Source organism: Sphingomonas sp. NFX23 (assembly GCF_049887795.1).
Lineage (GTDB): Bacteria > Pseudomonadota > Alphaproteobacteria > Sphingomonadales > Sphingomonadaceae > Sphingomonas.
Genome location: NZ_JAGEKH010000002.1, coordinates 280931 through 303583, shown reverse-complemented (window position 1 = coordinate 303583; position 22653 = coordinate 280931). Strand labels below are relative to the sequence as shown.

Here is a 22653-nt window from a genome sequence, read left to right as displayed (position 1 = left end):
GGCGGGCGCGGTTTTGCGAGGCTATGCGAGGGGCATGGTAGAGGAACGCATCTGGACGGCCGCGCTGACGATCATCGGCGACGAGATCCTGTCGGGCCGCACGCAGGACAAGAACGTCGCGCAGATCGCGGCCTGGCTCAACGTGCAGGGCATCCGCCTCGCCGAGGTGCGCGTGGTCGCCGACAAGACCGAGGCGATCGTCGAGGCGGTCAACATCTTGCGGATGCGCAACGATTACCTGTTCACGACCGGCGGGATCGGGCCGACTCACGACGACATCACGGTGGACGCGATCGCCGAGGCGCTGGGCGTCGCGGTCGAGCATCATCCGCGGGCGATGGCGGTGCTGGAGGCGTATTATGCGACGCGTGGCGGGCTGACCGAAGCGCGGGCGCGGATGGCGCGGGTGCCGGTCGGGGCGGATCTGATCGACAACAAGGTGTCCGGTGCGCCGGGGATCAAGATCGGCAACATCTTCATCATGGCGGGTGTGCCGCATATTACCGCGGGGATGCTCGATGCGCTGACGGGGACGCTGGAGGGGGGGCGGCCGGTGGTGTCGAAGACGATCGGGTGCTGGGTCGCGGAGAGCGAGGTCGCGGACATCCTGCGCGATGCGGAGAAGACGCATGAAGGCGTCGCGATCGGGAGTTACCCGTTCTTTCGCGATGGCAAGACGGGCGCGAACTTCGTGGTGCGGAGTTCGGACGAGGCGCTGGTCGATCGCTGCCTCGCGGACCTGACGCGTGATCTGGAAGCGACGGGTCGCGTGGTCACCGCACAGGGTATCTAGTTAATCTCATTGGAGGGATGCGTCACGCGCCCCATTCGGGACCCTCGGGGTCGGGGTAGAACGCGTCGGGATCGAACGACGTCGGGCGGGGCTGTGACGGCGTGGGCGCTTCGGGATCCGGCAGTCTCGGTGCGCCGCCGCCGAAGCGGATGCGGACATAGCCGTAGCTGCCGACCAGAGCCTGGAATATGGCGACATGCTCCTCCTCCTGCATCCGTCGTCCGATCAGCGGCGCACGTTCGGCGGACAGATAGCCCATCTGCACGCCGCGCCCACTGAACACCGCCACCGCATTCGTATCATGCGGGTTCTTCGGTTCGCGACGCACGTCGACGGGTTCGCCGGGAGCGCAGAGCATCAATTCCATGCGGCGGTTGCTCTTGCTCTTGTCCGCGTTGGGGAAGTCGATGCCGACCACGTTGCACGTCAATTCGTCCATGCCCCACGATAGCGTGGCAACTGCGCGCATGAAAGGCGCACGCATGGCAGACGCGGCGTGAAGCTTACGCCCGCGACGTGTTGGATGCTCGTCGACTTACTGTTGCTATGCCGCGTGGTGGAGCCACGGGGAATCGAACCCCGGACCTCTGCAGTGCGATTGCTCCCGATGCTGCACTTTTGGCGCTGTTACGAGGGGAGTGTGCAGCAATGGCGTGGTTTGCAGCGGTCGGTTTGGGCGGTTTGCGATACCAGCGCGATACCAGATCGCGTGGTACGGAGTGGAACATCATGCGAGGCGGCCGGGTAGCACTCCGCGCTGGCGATCGCGTAGCTTGCAAACGCGAAAGTCGACCGCGATAGGTTGGGCATGGCTAATAAACAGAAATCGCCTCGGCCGAAACGTCAGCACTTTGTGCCAAGAATGCACCTAAAGCATTTCGTTGGCGTAAGTCCGAAGAACATGATCTGGACCTACGATACCGTACGAGAAGCTTGGCGGAATTCGATCGTCGAAAAAACAGCGATGCAGAGTAATTTTTATTCAGCAGAGGATGGTGACGGTAATTTCAATGACGACCTTGAGATCGCTCTGAGCGAAATCGAGACTGCTGCAACCCCGGCTTATGATGAACTTCTCAAAGGAAGAATTCCTACCGGTGATCGCCGTGCAGCGTTTTCAATGTTTGTCGCGACGTTGTATCTTCGAACTCCAGCGATGGTGAACGCTGCTGCACGGCTCTCGGCCGAACTTATGCAGATTCAGTTGGCGCACACGCTCCAATCTGAAAAGGCCTTCGAAAGCTTGTCGCGCCGAATGAAGGAAGGGGGCGAGGGAGACATCGGAGACCGTCAGAAGCTGTTGGATTTCGTGAGTGATCCCGAGCGTTACAGCTTAGGTATCTCGCAAAAGCGGGGGTTGAGCGTCCTTTCGAGCGCCGAAGAATTAGCGCCATTATTATACTATCGTTCTTGGTATATCGCTGAAGCGGTTGACGGGTATTTTATAACGTCGGACCACCCGGTGTTCAGGTTCGTAGCACCTGAACACACGTCCCGCTTTTATGGGGACGGTGGTTTCAAGAATGCGAAAGCCGAAATAAGCATTCCACTTTCGCCCAAGTATATGCTGCTGATGCACGGCCAAGATGAAAAGGCGTCACTGGTTGGGCCGCACTTGAGACTTCCTTCGCATTTCGTAACCGAGCTCAATATGATGCGCGCAGCTGCCGCTGATCGATATATCTACTCCCCCGAACGAAACGCTTTTTTGGAGGGGGTAGCGTTAAAGCATCGTGAGGACCGAGCTGGTGTGACTGTTGGTTATCCAGGAAAGCGCCCGGTCGTGAACATCGACAGATGAAACGCTGCCCGCGATCGTCATTTTAGGCAGCGGGGACGGGTTTGCGCGGGGAACAGGAATTGGTCGCTATCGGACCGACGTTTTCCGAGTCAAAGCACGAAGATGGTCGTTGTACGAGCAGGGGCATCGCGCATAGTTTGAGCGGATGGAAGATCCGACACCGAAGCCAAGTGAGATGGCAGACGCCGAACTGTTGGAGGCGTACGAGCAAACGACCGGCCGCTCGAACGACATGGTCGCCAACGCAATCCTCGCCGAGATCAAACGGCGCAACCTCGACATATGATGAGCGACCGCGACGTGATGATGAAGGCAGGCGCTATCCTCGCCGAGCATGGTGCCCTGACCTCAGACTATATCATCGAGCAGCTGGGCGACGTTCTAGGCGATCACGTGGCGGTCGAGGACTGGCGCCGGATAGCGGCAGCGGTCGACGCGATCAGCGACGCGACACCTCAATAGGCTAACCGCCATAGCGAGCCGGACTCGCGTTCTTCGTTCCGCCCTTCTATGGAACGCAACGAGAACATAGTTTCATGGATTCGTTATGATCAGCCCCGCACCATCCGCCTCCCGGATCGAGCGTTATGCCGCGGAGGTAGCTGCCGCCCACGATGTCGAGCCCGATGACGTCATGGGATCGGCTCGAACCGTCGCGATCGTCCAGGCTAGGTGGGCCATGTGGAAACGCCTCTTTGACGAAGGCTTCAGCACTAGCTCGATCGCTCGCGCCGTTGGACGCCATCATACTACGGTCATGCATGCGCTGAGGAAGGACGGCTAAGCCCAACCGCCAGCGATCAGCGCGACTTGGAACGACATAGCGTACCCGGCAACCTTCTCGGCGCGGTCGATCCCGTTGATGATGCGACGCGCGGAGGTGAACTGCACCGTCGTCGCTGGCCCCTTCGCGGGGAGGTAGCTGGCAAACCGCTTCCCGGTGAACCAGCCTTCCGTCATGCCGAGTACCATGATCTGCGCGGAGATATCGGTCTCGAGCGCGCGATCGTAGTTGGCGATCAGTTCGCCCTTGAGCCCGAGCTCTTCGTCGGCTTTGGCGTAGTTGTAGTCCCAGGTTAGCTGGACATCACCGCGCCCATAAGCGACCTGACCGCCATGCTTTCCCGGCTTGCCATATGGATAGTTTCGGCCGCGTCCGATCTCTGGGATCGGCTGCATGCGCTGGGCGGTTTCATGGAACGAGGTGGCGAGCCCATACGCGACGTACGCCAGCGGCGCGCCGATCGCAGCGAACGCGGCCAGCTTCGCCTGAATGCCCTCGACCTGCGCCTTCGTCATCGTCCCGAACAGCGGGCGTATCGACGCGAAGAATTTGTCCGGAGACGCCAGCCCGTGCGCAGGGCGCGCAGGGGCGGTCGCCGGCTTTGATGCCGTCGCCATATATATTCCTTTCGATGTGACCTGATTTGGCCTGCGGGCGTTCACCCCCTTGCCGGGGGTCTCTCCAACGTGTCCCGGTCGGCCCGCCTCGTGTTCTCTCTTGGCTATCGAGGCGGGCCGTTACCGTCGTGAAACCGTAACGATGGTGTGCTCGTAACTAGCTGGCCGGTGTAACCCCAACACGCGCTGGTCGGCCCGTCCCCGGATTTCGCCGGGGCGGGCCGTTAGCATTGAACCTCACGGGTGCTTTTGCGTTTTCGTCCAGCCAGATGCCCGGAAAGTGACTGGCCGGCTCGCTCTTGGCTGACCCTGGGGGCGGGCCGTTACCCGTTGCACGTTGCGAACTGTTCGCTATCAGCACGGCGCCACCATTCGGGGGGATGGCTTGGTCGGCCTGCCTCGCGTTCGTGCCGCTTGAGGCAGGTCGTTACCTATTGCGAAACCTAGCCAATTCGGCAATTGGTCCGCATCGGGACCTTTCAGGGGTTGCGGTCGGCCCGCGCCACACCACCCCTGCTGGTGCGGGCCGTTACGGCAGCTTGTTGAGCTCTCGCAGGGTGGCAGTCATATCTGCCGGCACCGCGGGCTTGCCGGGCAATGCCGCATCAAGAGCGTCGATTGCGCTTTGACCGCGTCGTTTGAAGAACGTGATGATGCCCGCGCCAACCGCGCCAGCACCGCCTCCCGTACCGAGGGCCGCGAACAAATCGACTTGGTGCTCGACGATCCAGACAGCGGTGATGAGCATTGCGAGCCCGGTGACGATACCGTCGAGGATCCAGCGCTTAGGACCAGGTGCGTCGAGGGTGATGAACAGCCGAACCATGAAGCAGGCGAGCAGCCCGACGATCATGGACCCAGCCGGGAAAGAGTAGCCAAGGACAGACCAGATGACCGGTACCGTTACGCTCGGTACCGCAGCGATAGCCCCCTCTCGCATTACCGCAGTCCGACAGCAGCGGTCGCCATCAGCAAGCTCACGACAAGGACTAGGACTGGTCGGCGTAGCTGGGGCCACCTCGACCACATATCGACGGGGAGCGGGGCCTTGCGGAGCTGGTGCTCGATCATCGGCTCAGCGAGCATATGCAGTCCCATCCAGGTGAACCCGCAGGCGATCGACAGCGGATCAAGCCAGCGCTTCAGTTCGGCGATGCGCTCGATCGTCGCGACATCTCCCGAGCTCCACGACCACAAGCTGACCGCTTCGGCACCGCCCCGGCTGGCGATCGCGCATCCAGCGAGGAAGACGATGATCCGGTAAATCGAGACCGGGTCCTTCGGATGGTCGATATCCCGTGTCCGCCACAGCCGGCGAGCCTGCCGACCCGCCATCATCAGCCCAAGGCAAAACGCCGCGGTCATGACGAACAGGTTCCAGGCCAATAGCCCAGGATTATCCGCAAGGGACGGGGGAGCCAGCGCGGACGTCGCCCGCATTGCCTCTCCGATGTAGTTGCTCGTGGCTGTCGCGGTCATGCGTCATCCCTTCCCGCGACCGTATCAGTCGCGATGGTTGTGGTGTTCGATTTCAAGACTTCGTGACGCCGAATTCACTCGTCCGCCTGCGCGATGCGGGCCACGCTCGATCCCATTGGAGGTCAAAATGTGGAAGCAGCTCGTTGGGCGCGCTAAATGCGTGGTCGGGATACATCGGAGATCGCGCGGACGAACGGTGTTTCGAGGGGACGGTAGCGATACGAGCGTATGCCGCCACTGCGGGACGCCGATGAAGAGCACCCCGCGTGGCTGGACCGTTCGAGGCTTGTAGTCTCCCCGCGACCGTATAAATCGTCATGGGGCTGGTGGGTTAGCTAAAGCGCCCTACGCTGCCGGCGATGTCAGCCGCGTTGAGATCCGCGATGGTTTTGACGCCGGTAGCGGTCAGGTCCCACAGCCAGATGCGGCCGATCGCGCCCTTGATGTCCGTAGCGTTTGGATAATACGCGCCCAGCATAGGTCCAGTGCCACCGACCGGGACAACGAGCGAACCCGTCCACGTCTGCGCTGCTGAAGTGAAGGCCAGCACGCCGTCCACATAAACTTTCACGACGAACGTGGTGGAAGTCAGCACCGACATTTCGAAGGCGTAGTGATGCACGGCCCCGTCGGTAGGGATCGCAGCAGTAATGTCCGCGGCGTATCCGTTAGCGTAGAAGTAGATCAGGCTGCTGAGACCGGTTGCTCGATCATAGTTCACGCGCAGCGCGTATTGCGTGTTGGAGCCGTTCGTCTGCGACCAGCCAAACAGGCTGCTGAAGCCCGTACCGGTTCCGTTGATGGCGTATCCCGAACGCGGGATCGTCATATAACCGCCAACCGCGAACCGGGTCGTCGATGTAGGAAGCTTCCATTCCGCGGGGAGCGCGACAGACTGCGCTACCGACGTCAGCCGCATCATGTTCCCGGACCAACCCGGAGCGCCAGAAACGATCGCGGTGTTTCCCGCGTCCAGATAGGAGCGGATAGCAGTGCCAGCGGGGATCGGCGATGCCTGCGCCAGATATCCCCACGGGTCGCCGAAGTCGTACAGAGCGATGGCGCCAGGTACGATGTCCAGCAGTTCGTCAGCGTACAGCGTGCCGATCGGGTTCGGGACGATCTGCCCGACCGAGTACTCGTAAGGTCCGCTCATAGTTTCCATCCTTTTTGATCGATGAAGGTTGCGAGGGCGGCGCCGATGACGGCCCTCCCCGCTGCGTTCGGGTGGCCGTAGTCGTATGTCCCGTCGTCGTTCCGGCGCAGTGATCGGGGCGTCATGCGGTTGGCGATGTCGGCGTTGTCGCCTGCGCTTCCGTCTCCGGCAGCCAGCAGCGCAGGAAGCGGGTCGAAGACATTGTCGGGCCACAGGGCGATCAGGCGGGCGTTGTACGCGTCCAAGACTGAGCGCCCCGACGTGCCGGCCCCCTCGGCGTAGGCATTCGCCGCTATGGGATCATTGACCGCGTTGAACGGCAATTCTGCGATGACGACAAAGCGCTTCACCATCGTTGCCTGAAGCTCGATGACAGACCGCGTGTTCGCGATGTTATCGTCGAACAGTGTGATTCCGTTGCGGCCCATCCACAGGACATGGACCGCGCTTCGATTGTACGGCTGGTTCGTCGAACTGTTCTGGTTCAGATTTGCGCCGTCAGGATAGAAGCGTGTCCCCGGCGCGATGGTGGCATTCGCGCCACCGGCATCTTGGGTAAGGATGTAGTTGGACGATGCGTCCTCGTTCCCGTCCCGTGCCAGCGTAGCATAGGGACCCGACAGCCCCAGCCTTCCATGCAGCTTTATGTGCACCTGACCGGTTAGCGGGTTGCCGTTGATCGCAGTTACAATGACCGATCCGGTCGCCGGTAGGGTGTCGGCCGTGAGCGTTACGTTTAGAGCCTTACCGCCCAGGCGCTGCGCGATCTGCGCACTGGTCTGCCCGCTGATGCCGTACCCACGGGCAGGCCACCCAAGCGCAGCGGCCGCGGCCTCCCAGAACGTCGTTCCGCCGAACCCAAGATAGGTCAGGCTGTTGCCGATCGCGATCAGTTCTCGGCTTGCAAATACCTGCGCCTCGGGAGCGGCAATCTCCCCGGTTACCTTGCGAGCATAGAGCCCGCCGGGTGCGGGATTGGCGCGGTCCGACTTGTACACAGCCCATCCGTCGGATCGTATCGCGCCACGCGGCACGTTGTTAGAACCTGCCGGCGACAGCTGCGTCAGCTTCCCAGTTGCCCGCTGCGTTAGGTAGGTCTGCTGCTTTCCCGCACCATCCGTAAGCTCTGCAACCTCATATAGAGTGTCGATTGCCGTGACCGGAACGGCTACGACAGCCGCGACGCGGCGCGTTCCAGATTTGATCTTGTTACCAACACCGACCCGCGCATCGAGCCAGCCAGATCGGGCGTACTTGGTAGCGTCCAGGAAAACGACCGACTGCCCGCCAGCGTTAAGAGCGGACGCCACAACTGCCGGCGCGGGCAATGGAACTCGTCGCGTGCCCGACTTGATCTTCCCGCCGACCCCCACACGTGCATCAAGCCAGCCGGAACGCCCATACTTGTTAGCGTCGAGGAAGACGACCGGCTGGCCCCCGGCATCGATTTGCGAAGCGATCACTGCGAGGGGGTTCCTTTTGGTGCCTGCGATGACTTTGCCCCCCACGCCGACACGAGCCTCGATCCAGCCAGACCGGGCGTACTTGACGGGATCGAGCCGCGTTACCGTCGCAAGCATGGTCCGTTCCGATGCAAGCATCATAACCTTGCCACCGGAGTCTCCGATGTCGGCCGCCATCGCGACCGGGTATGCGCCGCCAGACGTGATCGTGTCGGGAGTCGTGACCGTCATGCGAATATCTCCATAGACATGACCGCTCCGGCGGAGAGGCGATTGCTCAAGAGGAAGTCCGCGTACTGGACGACTTGCCCGGTCGCGGTGGTGTGGTTGCGCAGCGTCTTGGCCGGGGTGACAGCGAAGCCGTTGACCTTGAATGCGGAGGGATCGGCCTGCGACGAGGGCTGCGAATACCAGAGGTATCCGGCAGCCGCCGCGGTGGTCGTCAGGGTGCGGGCGACACTTTCGGCCCACCACGATAGCGCCATGCCGTTGGCGTCGGCTGACGTGATCCCCGACGCCTTATCGATAAAGCCCGCATGCCCCTTATTCGAGAAGCGCACCGTCGCTGTTGCAGTGCTTTCGACTACAGGAAGGCCGGGGATCGCGGCTCGAGCGCGGAGCGTGAAGGTGGCGGTAGTCGAGGCGGGAGCGACTGCGGCGCGGTGAGCGGCGTTGTCTTCCTGCTGATGCGCGGTCCACGCCGTGCGGCCGTCCGCGTTGAGGTGCAGGCTATCGCCGGACTTCCGCAGGCTCGCCGGGATCGTCTTGTCGGACTGCCTTAGCCGCTCCCATAGCGTGCGACCTGCATTGTCGATCGCGATAGCGCCGGGGAACTTGTCTCGCAGCCACTGGCTATGCGCCTGAATGTACGGGATCAGCGCGATCTCTTCGGCGTTCGCTGCGGGCCAGAAGTCGTTCAGCTGCACCGGGTTCAGATTGTCGGCGCAGAGGGCCATGATCGAATCGGTGCGAGCCCGTATGCCGATGAAGCTCCCTGCCGGATCGTCTCGGCGCATGTCGTTATGCCCGGCCATGATCACGACGCGGTGCGTGGTCGCCGCCATCGCCTTGAACGTCGGCACCGCGAGCGCGCCGTCCGCCACCGCCACGGCCGCACCGCCCGCCGCCTGCTCGATTTTGTAGGTATCGAGCGCGTTCGTGATGTCGTGCGACAGCGTGCAGCGCCGCGTTCCGCCCGCGACAGCCAGATCGATCTGAATCGTATCGACGCCTGTTAGAGCCGAATGCAGGATCGCGGCAGGGTTCGCGGCTGTCGTCACACCGCCATTGACCAGCGTTACGGTTGCCTTCGTGCCTGCCGCAGGCAGCATCCCGTTCACGAGGGTCACCGTCAGCGGATCCGCCCCAACAATGATCGCCTGCTTGAAGATCGTTTGCGCAGGACGGGCCGAGAGGGCGAGTGGCAGGCCGAGCGCCGCGGCATACTCTGGCGCCCACTCCCAAGCCTGACTGTCGCCGATGATCAGCACGCCGGCAGGCACGGGCAATTTCTCAGCGACTGCGGCACGTTCGAACGGGGCGATACCCGTCACGCGCTGTCCGTCACTGCGCTCAATCAACTGTCCGCTCGGCGTTCCGGTGTACGACCACGCCATCGCGAGCGATGCCACGCTCGACCCCAACTCCGCCTGCGATGGGGTGACGGTGAAGCTTTCGACACGTAAGGTGGAGAACGACAAGCGCGCTTGCAGGTCGGCGATCGCGCCAGCCTGCGCCGCGAGCGTGGCGGGCAAGCCGTCGATCGTGTCCTGCCCTTGCGTGCCGTGCTGGAGCGCGCGGCGGGTCAGCTCTTCTTCCGTGAGGCGACCCGTCCAACTTCCCGGACCGAACAGAAGGTCGCTCCATTCGAAGTCGCGTTCGCCCTTCACGTACACACGCAGGCCGTTGCCACGCATGGCGAGCGGAATTGCCTCGCGCTCGGCATAGCTATCGACTGCGCGCGGGATCTTGGTTGTTATTGCCTCGAGCTGGGAGAGAGCTTCCGCTGCGCGCTCGGCCGCGGCGTCCGCCTGACCGGCAGAAGCCGACACTAGCCCCGCGCCGTCGATCACCAATGTCACCCCACTTTGCAGCGAGATCGTCAGCGTTAGTCCGGGATCTGGTGCGCGTTCCTGCCGCACGTATCTGCTATCGTAAACCGGCTGTCGGTTTGCCGGCGCAGCATCAGAGCGGTAGGCATGCGCCGGCAGCGTGAACAAGCCGCGAAGACGTGTCTGCCCGCCAATGACGAAGGCATATTCAAAATCCGAGGCACTCCCTCGCTCGCCCAAATAGGGAAGCGCTTGGAGCGTGCCTCGATCAATGCGGAAAGCGACGAGAGTTTCCTGAACCCCGTTGATCACTTTCACACTGCGGACATGAATGCCTTGCGTCTCATACGTTGCCCCGTTCACGCCCTCCTTGACCTTCGCCAACGGGATCAGCGGCGCGCCAGCAACGTCGCCGCCACGACGAACTTCCATCGCAAGCGCGGTGTTCGTGAGATCGAGGCCGATGACCCTGATCAGGTACTCATAATAGTCGTCGTTGCGCCAGACCGTGAGATCGTGGCGCGCCGTCATCGGCTGCGATTTCATGGATTGTGCTCCGGTGCGATCCGCGAAGGGATCAGGCCTGCTGTTCGTTGGCTTCCAAGGACTTCAGTCGGCGATCGACCGCGTCGAGTGTCGTTTGCTGCTCGCCGATGGTCTGTTCCTGCCGGGCGATCGTTTCCGCCTGAGTAGCGACCGTCGCCGCGACCTCGTCGACGGCCGGGTCGTTCGGCATCGCGATCGCGTCCAGTGCGGCCGTCGACCGCAACGCCGGGATAGGCGGCGCGATCGTCGTCTGCCCCAAGGCGAACGCATGCTTTTCCGGTGTCTCACTGCGCAGCGTGAATTTCCAAGCCATCCGGTCAGGCATTGGAAGCCGCTTGAGAATGACGCACGGCTGCATGTCGAGGCCATCTTCGGGCAGATCGACTATAAGTAGGTCGCCAGGACCGTACTTCCGCAGCCGCGGCTTTACCGTCACTTCGATTTCACCAATCTCGCGCCGATCGAACAACTCGTATGCGCATAGTTGGGCAGACTGATCGCCCCACTGGACAAGGTTGTGCTGCCGTTCGGCGCGCTTGACTTCGCCGTCGATCGCCAACTGCGCCGCGATCGTGACCGGCTTGGTGCTGGCGATATATTCCCACTTGTGCGCGGCCGACCGGTACTTCGGAATGAGCGTATTGAGTCGCTCTTCCCAGCCGACCCCGGAACATGCGACGATTTCATCATCCGCGAGATCCACGCGGCTGATCGTGTCGAGCGCGATACGCGGAGCGCTGATCCGAAGCCCGAGGCGCCCGCCACGGAAGCACGGCTCGGCGCCGCCCGCAGCGAGGATATCTTTTAGGTTTTGCCAGCGCGTCGACGTCGAACCCGTCGCCGGTTCGAAGATGACGCCGCCCACCTTCCAGCCGTTCTGATCGCAGACGTTCGCGAGACGGATGAAGTCCTCGACAATGACGCCCTCGATCGGAAGACCGATGCCAGCGACCTTCTGGTACCGAGACCCTGCAACACGAGGATCGCGGTGCCATACGCCCAACACATAGCGAAGCGCCTGAAGTCCCGGCGATTCATTATACGCCCAGGTCGCCCGCGCGGCATCGTGCGCGGCCGTATCGCGCGGTGGTGCCCAGCGATCTTCACCGTTCCCACCCGGCATCGTCGAATCGTACCGGGGATCCCATGCCTTTTGGCCGCGCCAGATCGCGCCTAGCTGCGGCGGACCGCTGGCAAAGACCTTCGCCTTGCGATCGAACATCAGCGACCACGCGATAGCCGCATACCCCGACAGGTGATAACCAGCGCCCCAGCCGGGAGCGCCCGCCCAATGCGTCGATAGCACGGCGTTCTCGGGAACCTCGCCCAGCTGGCGAGCCGCCCACAGGAAGCCCGCAGCGTAACCAGACGCGCCCCCACCGCCGATACCGATGCCGAGACTTTCGAACTCCGCTTGGCAATCGACCAAGCCCTGGATCGGACCGGCGCCTGAATAGATGTCGACGATCAGGGCGTACGGGTTCTCGACCTTGTCGATCTTGGGGCCGTACCCGACCTGTTGAACACGAGCGCCGCCATAGTAGGTCTCTCCGATCAGGTACGGCATCGGCTGGTCGGTGCCGATCGTGATGGAGTTGACGGAACCGCGGGCGGGAGGCGTCTTGGCGAGCGCCCCCGATGCGAGGCTCGCGATGCCGCCCACCACGGACGCGGTGCTCGCGATCGCCGTGAAGCTGCCGATGCCGGCGATGCCGAGGCCAGCTCCGAAACCGACGGCGCCGACCGCCAGACCGGCGCCCGTGGCAGCGAGCGCGACGACGCCGGCGACGATCGCGACCTTGCGCGCGAAGCCGCTCACAGGCGCCATGCTCCGATATACGGATCCGGACCGGTCGGCACGACGTTAACGACGCCTTCCGCAAGATGATCCTCATGATAGCCTACGATCTTGCCACCGACCGCGATGCCGATGCCGTCGAAGTCGTCGCCGCCCCCCATGATGACGAGATCGCCGACCCAAGCCGCGAGCGGCGGGATGCGCGGGAAGAGGCTGTCGAGCAGCTGCGCCAACGTTTCATGACCCTGTGTCTTGAGCGCGGCCCTTGCGGCGCGCGGTGACCGGAAGTCGGGGATGCTCGGCGGGCGATGCCCCATCGCTCGCGCCTGCGCGCGGGCGAGGTGAATGCACGTGCGACGGGTGTCCCAGCCAAACGGCCGGTTGCGAAATCTAGCGATGACCTTTTCGGTCGCTGCGGTGCGTTCGACCGCGTTAAGCACCGGTGTTGCTCGCAACGACGCCGCGCGGCGGAGAAGCCACGCCCCAGGCGAAATTCAGTCCAAGGCCGGTCGCATTGTCGAAACCCTTCTCGCCGGGAAAGATCGAGGAGTGAGACGCGCTCGACAACACGATGCCCTCGACCTTGGCGAGCAAGCGCTGCGCCATGCTCACCATGTCGATGTCGAGGGTGCGGCTGCCCTTCTTCGACCGCATCGTTGTGCGGTCCAGCTGCCAGTCCGCCTGAAGGTCCGGATCGCCGATAACCTGCCCCGTCACCTCGTTGATTTCGGCAATCCAGAACCGGATGCGCGAGCCCTGAAACGCAGGCTGCGACAGTGCGATCGCCGATGCATCACCATTGGGCAGCATCGTCAGCGTGCCGGCGGGGATGACGTCGCCGATACCTTCCTCTGGCGGCGTGAACTTGTCGACGGTGCCGAAGGTCTCGTCGATCCCGAGATAAATCTCGTCGTTCCACGGCACGAAGCCGCCATCGCACAACAGGATCGTATGGCCGGGTAGTTCGGCCTTCATCAGGCCGGCCAGCAATATGCGGTCCATCAGCCTGCCTCCTCAACAGTGAATTCGATACCCACGAAATGTTCGATCGACAGACTCCACGCCTGCTCATCGCCGTCGACGATGCCTTCGATCATCGGCCGAACGAGTTTGACTTGGTCGCCATCGGCGAACGGCCAGCGCAGCATCTCTGACAACGGGAGATCGAGACGACCGTCCGCATCGGCCTCGACCTCGCCCGCAACGTTATGCAGATAATGCTGTCCGGAAGCCCGTACGACGCTGATCCAGAACCCTTCGCGGACGAGGGTGCCTCGATCTAGTCCTCTGATGCGCAACGTCGTCCCAGCCTGCCCAGCGCCGTCGACCACACCATCCTGAAGGGGCTGCGGGCAGACGAGCGGGTACTCGGTGCGCAGCCCCATCCGTTTCGCGCGGATCAGGCGCGAGACGATGATCCGCCCCTGTGCCTGATCGGTGAAGGGCGGGAAGCTCAGCTTGGCTTTGTAGCGCGAGCCAAGGCGGTCGACCCTCAGCAGGCCGGCGCCGGTGGAGGGGCGAAGCACACCGCCGAAATCGAGGAATGATGGCGATGCGCCGTTCGGAACCGCCCATGGCGGCAGATCGATGACCGCCATCAGTCGAGCGTCTGCCGAGCACGCCAGGCGTTTGCCCGACCCGCCTCAGACATGCCTGTCGCCATCGTGGCCTGCGCGATCGGCATCGAGCCCGACACGACGCGGCCGTCGACGACGGCGTTGAAGTACGGGGATGGGACAATCTGCGCGATCCCGCCGCCAGTGGGTCGAGATCCCCGCCCGCCGTTCGGGATCACCGTTCCACTAACGCCCGGCGCGAAGAGCTCCGGACCCTTTTCACCGACGACATACCAGTTGGACGGGTCGATAGGACCGCCCGTCGCCTTGCCCCCGCCGAACGTCCGCGACAGCAAGCCGGTGATTCCTGACAACGTGCCACCCGAACGGTTGCCCGCCGCGTCGGCGACGCCGAACAGGCTGTTCGCGATCGGCTTGATGATGGCCTGCTGAATGGCGATGTCGATCAGCGAGGCGATGATCCGCTTTCCCATGTTCTCGAATGCATCCCCAAGTTTCGCGGTGCCCATGAGGGCATCGGTCAGGCCGGTATTCAGACCCTTCAGCGCATCGACTGCACCGGACTGGACGTCTTCATTGATGGCGCTTGTCGATCGGTTGAGGACCCGCAGGTAACTGTCCGCAGGACCTTCGTTCTGCCGGGTGATTGCATCGCCCAGACGAGCGTAGATTTTATCTAGCTGCCCTTTGCGGTCGTACGCTTTTTGCCAGTCGGCCGAGCTAGTATCCGCAGTTGCAAGGATACGTTCGAGGTTCTTTTCCTCGATATCACGTTGCAGTGCGAGTAGTCGGCGCTCTCCGGCAAGCCGCGCTTCAACGCTGTCGGCCAAGTCGATCTGAGCCCGCACAACATCTTGCTCAGCGCTGTTCTGCGCCTCAGCGAGATCATAGCTTTGTTGGGCTATAGCGCGCGAGCGCACCTGTTCGACAACGCCATGGCGTATCTCGATTTCCTTGTCTTTCTCGGCGAGCAGAGTTGCGCGCTTTGCCTCGGTCAGGCGCTCGTCCGTGGCGAGTTGCTTGGCATAGGACGCACGATCGGCGTCGAGGCTGTCCATGTCGGCGCGGTATCGCGCCTCATAGCTGCCGGTGAGGTCCGCGTTCGCCTGAAGCTGTGCGTTGCGAACCTCCGCGAGCTTCGCGGCGAAATCCTCGTCATCGGCGGACGTGTTTCGCCCCTTCGGCGTCCGGGTTTTCTTGTTCCCCTTGCCGTCGTCGAAGGCGAGATTGTTCTTGGCAGTGGACGGCGCTTCGGCATCGCGGATCGCTTTGTCGATGACGTTGAACCGGTCGATGTTTTCCTTCTGCGCCTGCGCTGCCGCCTGATAGTCAAGTGCCGCGCCCATACGGTCGGGCGCGATATCGAGCCCGAGATACGAACCGACCTTGCGATCGATCGACTTCTCCCAAGGAGAACTACCTGCCGACAGCACGTTGTACGCGCGTTGCGCAATGCTGGGCTTGTTGGCCTGCATCCGGGCGCGTTCACTCTCCGCGCGAGCAGCGGCGAGGGTGGCCTTGGCGCTCTGGATGGCTTCAATGGCCCCGATCCGATCCGCCTTTGCTTTCAGGAGAATTTGGTTCTTTGCCTCTCCTGTTGCCGTCGCCAGCTGCTGCGCGATCGCGACGCTCGCTTCGTGCGCATCCTTCGACTTTTCCAGTGCCGTCGTTGCCGTATCCGATGCCTTCGCCCCCTGCATATACAGGGGAACTATGATTGAGAGGGCGGTGACGAGCAGTCCAACCCCGCCCGCTGCGCCAACCATCGCGGCACCGAACCTGCCGATCAGCGCGGCACCGCCCGCCTTCATGGCGAGTTCGCCGAGAAGGCGGATCAGCACACCGGCAGGGTTGATGATCGCGGCCATGCCGAGTGCGACCGGCCCCAAGCGCAATGCGAGCAGCGGAAGAGCGAACTTCGCCAGTGTGACCGCGGCGATCGTCAACGGCCCCAAGGATGCCGCTGCCAGCCCCGCCACGACGGCGAGCTTATAGAACCATGGCGGTGCACTGCCGAGCGCGGTTAGCGTGCCTGCGACCGCCTCATTGACGAGCGTGAAGAACTGAATGATGCCGGCCTCGCCGACGACGATCTTCAGCTTTTCCCACGCGCTGGATACCCGCTGCGCGGCAGCTGCCTCGCCATCGAGCAGGATGGCGATCTTCTGGTCGGCGGTGACCTGCCCGATTTCCTTCTGCGCCTTCAGGATGCCGTCCATGCCGATCTGGATCAGCTTGACTGCGGTCTGCGCGCCGTCGTCACCAAACATCTTGTTCAGGAAGACGGTTTTCGATTCATCGCTAAGATTGCCCATCTTCTTCTGAAGCTGATCGGCGATTTGCGCGAGCGACTTGGCCGAGCCGTCCGCGTTGTAGAACTCGAGACCGAGTTGCTTCATCGCGGCCTTAGCGTCATCACTTTTGCCCGCGAGCGACGTGAGAAAGGCGCGATACGAGGTGCCGGCCTGCGCACCCGATTCAAACAGCGGAGCGGTCGCGGCGAGGCCCGTGTTGAAGTCGTCAAACGAATAGCCGAGCGCGCCGACGACGCCGCCTGCGTTCCCGGCAGCAAGCGCATAGTCGTCCATGCCCAGCTTCGACGCGTCGAGCGCGCCCGAAATCTTGTCGACGATCGCCGGCGTCTGACTGGCGGTCATGTTGAACTGTGCCATGATGTCAGTGGTCAGATCCGCGGCCTTGCCGGTTTCCGTCTGGCCGACGACGGACAGCTTGAGCGCGGCGGACAGGCCACCGCCGAGAATGTCCGCCGCACTCATGCCGTTGCGCGCGAGATCGGCGATCGCGTCGGCTGCCTCGATCGCACTCTTCCCGTATGCGGGACCAAGCCGCATTGCGGCGTCACGTAGCTTGTCCAGCTGCTCGGATTTCACACCGATCATCGCGGCGTTCACGCCGTTCATGGACGTTTCGAAATCGGCCGCGGTATCCTTGGCCGTCTTAGCGAGGAGGCCAAGCGGCAGGCTGAGGCCAACGGTCATGATCATGCCGTTGCGCTTCACCTCGGCGCCCATGCGGCCAATGCGGTCGACGACCCGGATCGCGGCATCGTTGATTCCACGAGCAGTATCCTGCATCGCAGCGACCATGCCGCGGCCGGATTTGTCGAAGTCCTGTTCCGTTTTGCGGACCTCGCTCCGGTTCGTCGCCATCGCCGCGCGGAACGTGTCATCCTTCACGCTCATCGAGAAGACGAGCGACGCCAGCATTCCCTGCATGTGATCAGGTCCCAATAAAAAAAGACCGCCGGATCGCTCCGACGGCCCATTGAAGGCGATTCTTTCCGTGGCTAGTCCGGGCTCAGGGCGCGCCCGATAACTGACCTTGAGGCAAAGCGGTGCCGCACGTCGGCAACATGCTGAGATACTTGGCGCTATCTTCCTGTTCTAAGGCGTAGCCGGACGTCGTAAAGATGAAGCCGGTAAACCCGGCTTTACCACCAAAGCCGTTTCGCCCATTGAATTCGCCGCACGAAACCCCGCGATCAGGATCAAAGCGCCAGTTTCTAAACTCGACGCTCTCCGGATCATTGGCGGCACTCAGTATGGTTTTCTTAACCGCCTCGCGGAGTATTACTGACCGCGCCCATGGCGTCGTCATGTCCGGCTCACAACCTGTCGCTAGTAGCGCGCACATGATAAAACCCCACTTCATGCCGCTCTCCCCGATCGCGCAGGCTTGATAGCACCTTGGCTTTCCAACGCTAGGGCAAGGTGGTTAGCTTCATGATCTTCAAACCCACGCCGCTGCCCGCCATCGCGGTGAACACGGCTAAACGCTCTTGTGCCGTCTGCTGCTTTTGCGGCGCCTCGGATGCCTTACGTGCGTGCCTAGCGTAATGGCCGTACGCGCGGAGACGGTCTTCACGATGGAACCGCTCGCCGTTCCATGCCCCATACAGAGCAAGTTCGTAATCGGCCCGACGCCGCGCGATCGCGCCCCGGATGGCGGTAGCATAAGTGCCCGGCGTGTGATCCCAGAACTCAAGCGGCGCGAAACCGAATTCCGCCCATTGTTCTTCGAGCGTTACCCAGTCGGTTTTCTTTTCCGGGTCACGCGCTTTGCCTGGGGCTTTCCCTTGGCGGCGTCGTCGCCCGACCTCCCGTCATTCTGCGCGCCGCGGATCGCCCGACCGATGATCGCGCCGAACTCGTCGCCAAGATCATCGACCATGTCGCTGACGACGTCGCGGGTGATCTCGGGATGGTCCCGTCGCAAACCGTGGAACGCGAGCTCGCGCAACACGGACACCTTGACGTTGCGCAGAGCCGCTGCCGCTTTGGCGGCGACCTCGGGCGCCATCTCGCTGCCAGTCGACATCGAGGCGGCGACCGCCATTGCCGTCTGGGGATCGACGTCCGGCATGCCGTCAGCCACGACCGCGAAGAAACCGCGATCGTAATGCTCCTCGACCAAACACTGCGCAGCGTTGCCGAGGCGGAGTGTCCAACTCCGCCCCAGCGCGTCGAACACGACATCGCCGCGCATCAGCCGCCACCTCCGGGCGCAGGCACGTCGGGCGCGCCTTCGTCAGCGGCGCCGGTGAACTGAACGTTCAACGTCGTCTGCATCAGCTGCCCGACCTGCATCGGCCGCGAACGGCTCTTGATGTAGAGGAAGCCGTCGATCTGGATCGCAGGTACGCCGGCATCGTCGGGAATGATCTGCCGGAAGGCGCGGACCTTGTGCACCGCACCTGCGACGACCTTGTCGGTGTCGCTGTTCGGGATGTAGTTGAGCACGACGGTGCTGGAGCCTGGGTCGATCATGCCGGGCTTGCGCTCGATGCGCTTCTTCGGCGACTTCATGTGCGTGACGACGACGTCTTCCGCCGCCTCCTCGGGCGGATTGATCTCGGTGACTTCGTCGAGCTCGATCAGCGCGCCCTCAGCGTTGGCGAGATGGAACTCGCCGCCCCAGGCAATCTGGGCTTCACTATTGCCGTTGTCGTCCATGTTCGCCTCCTCAGTTGGCGTTGTGCGTGAAAATGAAATCAATCGACTCGCGCGCGAGCTCGCCGCGATAGCGCTGGCGTTCTCCGGATTGCTCGGGCTCGCGGCCGGCGCGGACCGCGCTGATCATTGTGCGCTGGAACCGGACCTCTTCGACCAGGGCGGTCGGCACGAGCAGCGCTATCAGACGATCGCGGATGCTTGCGGCTTCCGTACGCGTGGTCGCGTAGGCGTCGGCCTGGACTGTGGTTTGCCGGACGCGCTGAAACCCCTTCATGTGCTGGGTGCGCGGATCGACGACGACCTGAAAGGTGATGCCGGGGAACGCAGCGAGCCGAGCCGACCACCCACCGTCATCGGACAGCATGGCAGCGAGGCTCGCTTCCCCCTCGATACGCGCGGTAAGCGCTTCCTCGAACGTCATCTCGCGAGCTCCAGGACGTCCCGCGCCAGCATCGACATGACGACGCGCTCGGCGTCCGCCCGCTTGGTCGCGATCGCCGGGCGCATGAACGGGTTGCCCGGATTATCGAGCCACCCGAATTCTTGAAACTTGGCGTAGTAGACGTCGCCGTCCTCGGTCGAACCGGCCGGGCCGACGAACACGCTCATGCCGGGCAGGTTGACCTTGCCGTAGATTCGCGCGTCGCGCTCGTCGGCGACGATGATGCTGTCGCGCAGGTTGCCGGTCAGGAAGGGCGCCAAGCGACGCATCTCCACCGCGATTACCTCGCCTCCCGCATGAAGGGCTCGCTGTTGGCGCTGCGCCGGTACGCCCGCCGCCAGTTTCGCCAGCTGCCGATCTAACTCGCGGAAGCCGGTCGTCTTGGTCGACATCATGGCGTGGCATCCATTGGGCAGTCCCAGACGCCCTTGTCGTCGAGCATCGCTCCGCGGCGGACGGTGTAGCTGCCCGCCAGACGACCGCCCGGCACGACGACGAGATCGCCGACTTTCGGTTCGGCGATCTCGGACTTGCGCACACGGATGATCGTCGAGGTGCTGACGACGCGGACCGAGCCGTAGCCGTCGTCCTCCTCGGCTTGCTTCGGGCGGATGGTGACGGGCTTGTCGCCCCAGATGGCGGGATCTCCGAACGTCGCGAAGGCGATGTCGGTTAGCGCCTCGCGACGTTCGGAGAAGCCCATATCAAACGGTCGGCAGCAGCTTGATCGCGCCGAACGCATCGCCTGCAGGCTTCGGCGCTGCGGCCATCCCGACCTTGACCGTGCCATTGGCGTTGGTCGTCAGCCGATCATTGGCGTCGTCCCAGTAGAGCGGGACGTTCATCGTCCATGCCGTACCAGTCGCGCAGGGCAGGGTGTAGACGCCCTCGATCCAGCCGGAGAAGGGCTGGCCCTCTGCCTTCGTGGTCGACGGGATGACGAGGATGCTCGCGATCAGCAACGCGAGGCCGGAAACCACGCCACCGGCGGGCGCGACATAGTCGAGGGCGTGGCCCTCTTGAACGAAGTTCTTCATGGCGTGAAACTCCATCCGGCGGGGCCGCTAGGCCCTGCCGGTCACAATGGTTGGTGAAGTACGAGGAGGGCTGCTCAGGCGGCCTTGCCGGTGTTGCGGTATGCGCCACGGTAGTCGACCGCGCCGGTGTAGAAATCCTCGGTCACGCGCCAGGCCATGCCGTCGACATTGAAGGATTCCTCGGACAGCACGCGCGGTCCCGGCGCATCGGCAAGATAGCCGTACACGAACGTCGGCAAATCCGCCGGGTCCGCGTAAAGCTCCCAAGAAGCCCCCTGAATGGTGCCATCCACGGTCGGGGTCAGTCGACCCGCAAACGGATTGACGTTGCCTGCCTGCTGCGGCTGGAGCGGCGAGATAAGCTGTTCCGCCTTCGTTTCCAGTTCGGCGCCGACGAGGATCCGGCTCGGGGCGACGTTGAGGATGTTGCCGTCCGCGTCCTTCTGCCGACGGATCGATGCCCGACCGGTTCCGAGGCTGTCGATGGCGAGTTCGGTACCGTTGGCACCCGCCAGCAGATTGCCATGATCGGCGTGGAACAGCGTCTTGCCATCCGACAGCTTCGGACCCAGGCCACCATTCTGAGCCTTCATCGCGTAGAACGTGTTGTTCTCGAACCGCGCGATCATGCGGCCGATCGAGCCGAACACCTGATCGAACGCGCCGAGGTCGTCGTTGACGATCGCCTGACGCGACAGGCGCAGGATACGGCCATAGGAACCGAGGATCACGGTTTCCTTGCCCTCGCCGATCGTGCCGGCCTTGATCTCGCCGTCTTCCTCATACGGGAGGAGCGTCGGGAAATCACCGATGCGCAGAAGGTTGGTGGCCTTGAAGTCGGTCAGATCTCGGCGGGCGGCGAGATCGCGATAGGTCGGCTCCGCAGCATTGTAGCGCGCAAGCAATACGCGGTTGCCGGCACCCTCCATCAGCAGGGGGAAATCCGAGCTGGTATGCGCGGCGCGCAGGATGGTGATGGGATCGCGCTCCCGCGGGCTGAGACCGGCGCGGCTGGCGGCGATTTCCAGCAGACGCATTCCCATGAATTCGCGCGCCGCATCGTTCGGCTGCTCGCGCAGAGTACGGGCGACCAGCGCGTCGGCGATCGCGTTGCGCGAGCCTTCTTCCTGCCGCCCGTTCGCACCGAAACCGGGAGTGGCGCGCACGCCGCCCGTAGCGGAGCGCTGGGCTTCGGCTGCCGCCTGCATGATGGCGGACCGTGCCGCCTCGGTGCCGATCTCGCCGCGGCTGTTCTGATCGACCAGTTCGCGGGCGCGGGTCTCGACGCCGAAGCTGCGTGCCTGATCCATGAAGTCGACCGCGTCGGTTGCGCCAAAGCGGGTGACGGTAACGCCGCCAGCCGGCGCAACGGGTTCTGCGATGGGCGCGGCGCGCGAAGCGTCGATAGCCGCAGCCGGCGGGGTCAGGGACGTGGAGGCGAGGGCGGTCGCAGCCGCGCCGCCAGGGAGGTTGCGTCGCATATCATCTTCCTCTTGCGTGGTGCCGGGGATGGCGGTGCCTGATGCAGATCGAACCCCGGCGTTCGGATCTGCGGGAACGGGGACGAGACTGGCCTCGAGCAATTCCCAGGCGGTCGCCCGCCAGGTCTCGTGGCCGTCATCTTCGGTGCGGGTGATTTCCCACTTTGTGACGCGGTAACCGATCGACACGCCGCGAAGCTCGCCGCGCGCGACCATGCCTTCGATCATGCGACCGAATTCCGTGTCGGCGAAGGTGAAGGTGCCAACCAGTTCGGCATTCTCGATGCGGACGTTGGTGACAGTCCCGCCGATGCCGCTGACCGAATACTGGTTATGCGCGTCGAGCAGCGAACAGAGGCCACGCTCGACCCGACCGAGATCGACGGCGGTCTCGCTGATCTCCAGCTCTTCGGTGAAATAGTAGCGCCGGACAGGCGAGCCCGCCGACAGAACAGCCTCGACGGTACGCGCCTCGGCATCGTAGCTGTCGGGCGCGAACGCTGCGGCGCGCTGACCACGCCCGCCGACTTGCGGCTGACGACGTTCCTGCGGGTCGATGCCAGCGGGCGCATTGCGCGTCATGACGGCGGACGCGGAGAGAAGGGCGAGCGCAGAACACTGCGCCGCCAGAGCGGTTCGGATCATCATGTCTTCC

At 63.3% G+C, this 22653-nt stretch carries 24 protein-coding genes; 4 read left to right on the top strand and 20 right to left on the bottom strand.

What is annotated here, in order from left to right; translation table 11 throughout:
• Window positions 1-34 precede the first annotated feature (34 nt).
• On the top strand, window positions 35-793 hold the full coding sequence (locus J4O76_RS05330; protein ID WP_426280696.1) for a competence/damage-inducible protein A: 759 nt from the start codon (window positions 35-37) through the stop codon (window positions 791-793).
• 22 nt (window positions 794-815) lie between these two features.
• On the opposite strand, the gene J4O76_RS05325 is transcribed toward J4O76_RS05330, so the two are convergent.
• Window positions 816-1232: an HIRAN domain-containing protein gene (locus J4O76_RS05325; RefSeq protein WP_426280695.1), complete on the bottom strand. Its 417-nt coding sequence runs from the start codon at window positions 1230-1232 to the stop codon at window positions 816-818.
• Window positions 1233-1601: 369 nt separating this feature from the next.
• Between J4O76_RS05325 and J4O76_RS05320 the strand changes: the two genes are divergently transcribed.
• The 3 genes from J4O76_RS05320 (at window position 1602) to J4O76_RS05310 (ending at window position 3378) form a co-directional block, all read left to right on the top strand.
• Window positions 1602-2594 carry a DUF4238 domain-containing protein gene (locus tag J4O76_RS05320; RefSeq protein ID WP_426280694.1) on the top strand — a complete coding sequence of 331 codons (993 nt, stop codon included), beginning with the start codon at window positions 1602-1604 and terminating at the stop codon, window positions 2592-2594.
• A gap of 282 nt (window positions 2595-2876) precedes the next feature.
• Entirely contained in the window at window positions 2877-3056 is a 180-nt protein-coding gene (locus J4O76_RS05315) for a hypothetical protein (protein ID WP_426280693.1), read from the top strand.
• A gap of 85 nt (window positions 3057-3141) precedes the next feature.
• Complete coding sequence (locus J4O76_RS05310) at window positions 3142-3378, top strand: helix-turn-helix domain-containing protein (protein WP_426280692.1); 237 nt, start codon at window positions 3142-3144, stop codon at window positions 3376-3378.
• Here the strand turns inward: J4O76_RS05310 and J4O76_RS05305 are convergent.
• The 19 genes from J4O76_RS05305 to J4O76_RS05215 all read right to left on the bottom strand — a co-directional run bounded on the left by J4O76_RS05305 (window position 3375) and on the right by J4O76_RS05215 (window position 22646).
• Window positions 3375-3995, bottom strand: a complete 621-nt coding sequence (locus J4O76_RS05305) for a hypothetical protein (RefSeq protein WP_426280691.1) — start codon at window positions 3993-3995, stop codon at window positions 3375-3377. The two genes, J4O76_RS05310 and J4O76_RS05305, sit on opposite strands and share 4 nt — an antisense overlap.
• A gap of 529 nt (window positions 3996-4524) precedes the next feature.
• On the bottom strand, window positions 4525-4848 hold the full coding sequence (locus J4O76_RS05300; protein WP_426280690.1) for a hypothetical protein: 324 nt from the start codon (window positions 4846-4848) through the stop codon (window positions 4525-4527).
• 86 nt (window positions 4849-4934) lie between these two features.
• Window positions 4935-5474, bottom strand: a complete 540-nt coding sequence (locus J4O76_RS05295; protein WP_426280689.1) for a hypothetical protein — start codon at window positions 5472-5474, stop codon at window positions 4935-4937.
• Between the two features lie 331 nt (window positions 5475-5805).
• Entirely contained in the window at window positions 5806-6630 is an 825-nt protein-coding gene (locus J4O76_RS05290) for a hypothetical protein (protein ID WP_426280688.1), read from the bottom strand.
• Entirely contained in the window at window positions 6627-8324 is a 1698-nt protein-coding gene (locus J4O76_RS05285; protein ID WP_426280687.1) for a hypothetical protein, read from the bottom strand. Before J4O76_RS05285 ends, J4O76_RS05290 begins: the two co-directional genes overlap by 4 nt.
• The gene (locus J4O76_RS05280; protein ID WP_426280685.1) at window positions 8321-10690 is read right to left on the bottom strand and encodes an SGNH/GDSL hydrolase family protein; all 2370 of its coding nucleotides are present in this window, start codon (window positions 10688-10690) and stop codon (window positions 8321-8323) included. The genes J4O76_RS05285 and J4O76_RS05280 overlap by 4 nt, the downstream gene beginning before the upstream one ends.
• A gap of 31 nt (window positions 10691-10721) precedes the next feature.
• Entirely contained in the window at window positions 10722-12518 is a 1797-nt protein-coding gene (locus J4O76_RS05275; protein ID WP_426280684.1) for a hypothetical protein, read from the bottom strand.
• Window positions 12506-12928 carry a DUF6950 family protein gene (locus J4O76_RS05270; RefSeq protein ID WP_426280683.1) on the bottom strand — a complete coding sequence of 141 codons (423 nt, stop codon included), beginning with the start codon at window positions 12926-12928 and terminating at the stop codon, window positions 12506-12508. Before J4O76_RS05270 ends, J4O76_RS05275 begins: the two co-directional genes overlap by 13 nt.
• The gene (locus tag J4O76_RS05265) at window positions 12921-13490 is read right to left on the bottom strand and encodes a hypothetical protein (RefSeq protein WP_426280681.1); all 570 of its coding nucleotides are present in this window, start codon (window positions 13488-13490) and stop codon (window positions 12921-12923) included. Before J4O76_RS05265 ends, J4O76_RS05270 begins: the two co-directional genes overlap by 8 nt.
• A complete protein-coding gene (locus J4O76_RS05260; RefSeq protein WP_426280679.1) occupies window positions 13490-14086 on the bottom strand; it encodes a hypothetical protein in 597 nt (198 codons plus the stop codon). The genes J4O76_RS05265 and J4O76_RS05260 overlap by 1 nt, the downstream gene beginning before the upstream one ends.
• Entirely contained in the window at window positions 14086-17301 is a 3216-nt protein-coding gene (locus J4O76_RS05255; protein WP_426280678.1) for a phage tail tape measure protein, read from the bottom strand. The genes J4O76_RS05260 and J4O76_RS05255 overlap by 1 nt, the downstream gene beginning before the upstream one ends.
• Before the next feature lie 82 nt (window positions 17302-17383).
• Window positions 17384-17737 (bottom strand): hypothetical protein, encoded by a 354-nt coding sequence (locus J4O76_RS05250; RefSeq protein WP_426280677.1) that lies wholly within the window; start codon window positions 17735-17737, stop codon window positions 17384-17386.
• A gap of 372 nt (window positions 17738-18109) precedes the next feature.
• Entirely contained in the window at window positions 18110-18571 is a 462-nt protein-coding gene (locus J4O76_RS05245; RefSeq protein ID WP_426280675.1) for a hypothetical protein, read from the bottom strand.
• The gene (locus J4O76_RS05240) at window positions 18571-19038 is read right to left on the bottom strand and encodes a phage tail tube protein (RefSeq protein ID WP_426280674.1); all 468 of its coding nucleotides are present in this window, start codon (window positions 19036-19038) and stop codon (window positions 18571-18573) included. Before J4O76_RS05240 ends, J4O76_RS05245 begins: the two co-directional genes overlap by 1 nt.
• A 10-nt stretch (window positions 19039-19048) precedes the next feature.
• On the bottom strand, window positions 19049-19459 hold the full coding sequence (locus tag J4O76_RS05235; protein ID WP_426280673.1) for a hypothetical protein: 411 nt from the start codon (window positions 19457-19459) through the stop codon (window positions 19049-19051).
• Entirely contained in the window at window positions 19456-19875 is a 420-nt protein-coding gene (locus J4O76_RS05230) for an HK97-gp10 family putative phage morphogenesis protein (RefSeq protein WP_426280672.1), read from the bottom strand. The genes J4O76_RS05235 and J4O76_RS05230 overlap by 4 nt, the downstream gene beginning before the upstream one ends.
• Entirely contained in the window at window positions 19872-20183 is a 312-nt protein-coding gene (locus tag J4O76_RS05225; RefSeq protein WP_426280671.1) for a head-tail joining protein, read from the bottom strand. Before J4O76_RS05225 ends, J4O76_RS05230 begins: the two co-directional genes overlap by 4 nt.
• 1 nt (window position 20184) lies before the next feature.
• Window positions 20185-20517, bottom strand: coding sequence for a DUF2190 family protein (locus J4O76_RS05220; protein WP_426280670.1), 333 nt, complete (start codon window positions 20515-20517; stop codon window positions 20185-20187).
• A 74-nt stretch (window positions 20518-20591) separates the two neighbouring features.
• Complete coding sequence (locus J4O76_RS05215; RefSeq protein ID WP_426280669.1) at window positions 20592-22646, bottom strand: prohead protease/major capsid protein fusion protein; 2055 nt, start codon at window positions 22644-22646, stop codon at window positions 20592-20594.
• Between the last annotated feature and the right edge of the window lie 7 nt (window positions 22647-22653).

Coding starts and splice junctions, on each gene's coding strand:
- J4O76_RS05330 (WP_426280696.1), top strand. CDS start 35: ATGGTAGAGGAACGCATCTGGACGGCCGCGCTGACGATCATCGGCGAC.
- J4O76_RS05325 (WP_426280695.1), bottom strand. CDS start 1,232: ATGGACGAATTGACGTGCAACGTGGTCGGCATCGACTTCCCCAACGCG.
- J4O76_RS05320 (WP_426280694.1), top strand. CDS start 1,602: ATGGCTAATAAACAGAAATCGCCTCGGCCGAAACGTCAGCACTTTGTG.
- J4O76_RS05315 (WP_426280693.1), top strand. CDS start 2,877: ATGATGAGCGACCGCGACGTGATGATGAAGGCAGGCGCTATCCTCGCC.
- J4O76_RS05310 (WP_426280692.1), top strand. CDS start 3,142: ATGATCAGCCCCGCACCATCCGCCTCCCGGATCGAGCGTTATGCCGCG.
- J4O76_RS05305 (WP_426280691.1), bottom strand. CDS start 3,995: ATGGCGACGGCATCAAAGCCGGCGACCGCCCCTGCGCGCCCTGCGCAC.
- J4O76_RS05300 (WP_426280690.1), bottom strand. CDS start 4,848: ATGATCGTCGGGCTGCTCGCCTGCTTCATGGTTCGGCTGTTCATCACC.
- J4O76_RS05295 (WP_426280689.1), bottom strand. CDS start 5,474: ATGACCGCGACAGCCACGAGCAACTACATCGGAGAGGCAATGCGGGCG.
- J4O76_RS05290 (WP_426280688.1), bottom strand. CDS start 6,630: ATGAGCGGACCTTACGAGTACTCGGTCGGGCAGATCGTCCCGAACCCG.
- J4O76_RS05285 (WP_426280687.1), bottom strand. CDS start 8,324: ATGACGGTCACGACTCCCGACACGATCACGTCTGGCGGCGCATACCCG.
- J4O76_RS05280 (WP_426280685.1), bottom strand. CDS start 10,690: ATGAAATCGCAGCCGATGACGGCGCGCCACGATCTCACGGTCTGGCGC.
- J4O76_RS05275 (WP_426280684.1), bottom strand. CDS start 12,518: ATGGCGCCTGTGAGCGGCTTCGCGCGCAAGGTCGCGATCGTCGCCGGC.
- J4O76_RS05265 (WP_426280681.1), bottom strand. CDS start 13,490: ATGGACCGCATATTGCTGGCCGGCCTGATGAAGGCCGAACTACCCGGC.
- J4O76_RS05260 (WP_426280679.1), bottom strand. CDS start 14,086: ATGGCGGTCATCGATCTGCCGCCATGGGCGGTTCCGAACGGCGCATCG.
- J4O76_RS05255 (WP_426280678.1), bottom strand. CDS start 17,301: ATGCAGGGAATGCTGGCGTCGCTCGTCTTCTCGATGAGCGTGAAGGAT.
- J4O76_RS05250 (WP_426280677.1), bottom strand. CDS start 17,737: ATGAAGTGGGGTTTTATCATGTGCGCGCTACTAGCGACAGGTTGTGAG.
- J4O76_RS05245 (WP_426280675.1), bottom strand. CDS start 18,571: ATGCGCGGCGATGTCGTGTTCGACGCGCTGGGGCGGAGTTGGACACTC.
- J4O76_RS05240 (WP_426280674.1), bottom strand. CDS start 19,038: ATGGACGACAACGGCAATAGTGAAGCCCAGATTGCCTGGGGCGGCGAG.
- J4O76_RS05235 (WP_426280673.1), bottom strand. CDS start 19,459: ATGACGTTCGAGGAAGCGCTTACCGCGCGTATCGAGGGGGAAGCGAGC.
- J4O76_RS05230 (WP_426280672.1), bottom strand. CDS start 19,875: ATGATGTCGACCAAGACGACCGGCTTCCGCGAGTTAGATCGGCAGCTG.
- J4O76_RS05225 (WP_426280671.1), bottom strand. CDS start 20,183: ATGGGCTTCTCCGAACGTCGCGAGGCGCTAACCGACATCGCCTTCGCG.
- J4O76_RS05220 (WP_426280670.1), bottom strand. CDS start 20,517: ATGAAGAACTTCGTTCAAGAGGGCCACGCCCTCGACTATGTCGCGCCC.
- J4O76_RS05215 (WP_426280669.1), bottom strand. CDS start 22,646: ATGATGATCCGAACCGCTCTGGCGGCGCAGTGTTCTGCGCTCGCCCTT.